Source organism: Gordonia paraffinivorans NBRC 108238, assembly GCF_000344155.1.
Classification (GTDB): domain Bacteria; phylum Actinomycetota; class Actinomycetes; order Mycobacteriales; family Mycobacteriaceae; genus Gordonia; species Gordonia paraffinivorans.
The window spans coordinates 1-1,163 of sequence record NZ_BAOQ01000098.1; the positions used below are offsets into that span (position 1 = coordinate 1).

Genomic DNA, 1,163 nt, shown 5'->3' on the forward strand with positions numbered 1-1,163 from the left:
ATGAAGATGGTGTACGAACCGGACCTGAACGAACTGGCCGGCGTGTCGTAGCCGCACGAAAGACGGTCACCGCGTGATTCTTCGAGAGAGCTACCAACTCGACTCGACGAAAGAGCACGCGATGACCACTGCCCACGATATCGACCTCCGCCAGCTTGTCGAAGACCGACTCACCGGCGCCAGCCCCGACCTGCTGCGCGAGCTGCTGACGATGTTCATCCACGCCCTGATGAGCGCCGAAGCCGACGCCCTGTGCGGCGCGGGCTACGGCCAACGCTCCGACGAACGCGTCAACGTCCGCAACGGCTACCGGCATCGGGACTTCGACACCCGCGTCGGCACCCTCGACGTGGCCATCCCCAAGCTGCGGCAGGGTTCGTACTTTCCGGACTGGCTGCTGCAGCGGCGCAAACGCGCCGAACGTGCCCTGACCTCGGTCGTTGCGACCTGCTACCTGCTCGGCGTCTCGACCCGAAGGATGGAGAAACTCGTCGACACCCTCGGGATCACCTCGCTGTCGAAGTCCCAGGTCAGCGTGATGGCGAAAGACCTCGACACCCAGGTCGAGGCCTTCCGGAACCGACCCCTCGATCAGGGGCCGTACACGTTCGTCGCCGCCGACGCCCTGGTCCTCAAGGTCCGCGAGAACGGACGGGTGGTCAACGTACACGCCCTGGTCGCGGTGGGGGTCAACGGCGACGGCTACCGCGAGATCCTGGGGCTGGACGTCACCTCCGCCGAAGACGGCGCCGGCTGGCTGACCTTCTTCCGCGGGTTGGTCGCCCGGGGCCTGTCCGGGGTGCAGTTGGTGACCTCCGACGCCCACGCCGGCCTGGTGTCCGCGATCGGCGCCACCTTGCCCGGCGCGTCCTGGCAACGATGCCGGACGCACTATTCGACCAATCTCATGGCGGTGACCCCGAAGTCGTCGTGGCCCTGGGTGAAGACACTGCTGCACTCGGTGTACGACCAGCCCGACGCGGATTCCGTGCACGCACAATACGATCGAGTGATCGATGCCCTCGAAGCCAAGCTGCCGAAGGTCGCCGAGCACCTCGACGCCGCCCGGGTCGACCTGTTGGCGTTCACCGCGTTCCCCAAGCAGATCTGGCGGCAGATCTGGTCCAACAATCCCCAGGAGCGGCTCAACAAGGAGATCCGCC

General features: G+C 66.1%; 1 protein-coding gene. It reads left to right on the top strand.

What is annotated here, in order from left to right; translation table 11 throughout:
* Positions 1–121: 121 nt before the first annotated feature.
* Positions 122–1,163: IS256 family transposase (locus tag GP2_RS20810; protein WP_006902633.1), on the top strand; the 1,042-nt coding region annotated here is incomplete at its 3' end.